The following is a 377-nucleotide window of genomic DNA, read 5'->3' as shown; positions in this document are numbered from 1 at the left end:
TCTCGACGCCGCGGAGCGGCTGGTAGGCGCCGTTGTAGACGACCTCGGCCATGGACGGGTCGAAGAACAGCGTCAGGTACACGCCCGAGATGAGCAGGATCACGAAGCTGTACAGCGCGATCTCGCCGAGCAGGAAGGACCAGTGGGTCGGGAAGACCTTGTTGATCTGCCTGCGCATGCCGGCGGCAAGGTGGTAGCGAGAATCGAGGTTCTCGCCCGCCTTGGCGGCGTGAGCTGCGACCTTGGACTGGCCGCCAGTGGTGGTTGTCATGAGGGACGCTCCCAAAATCCGGGGCCGAGAGCTTCGACGAAGTCGCCGTTGGCGACCAAGAAGCCCTCTTCGTTGACTGTAATCGGCAACTGGGGGAGTGCACGAG

1 pseudogene is annotated in these 377 nt (G+C 63.4%); it reads right to left on the bottom strand.

The window, feature by feature from the left end:
* Window positions 1-271 (bottom strand): annotated as a pseudogene (locus AC1DYG_RS20655) (cytochrome bc1 complex cytochrome b subunit); the annotation flags it as partial.
* Window positions 272-377 lie beyond the last annotated feature (106 nt).

Source organism: Pedococcus sp. P1_H8 (genome assembly GCF_056405175.1).
This window is presented reverse-complemented; position numbering and strand designations above follow the sequence as displayed.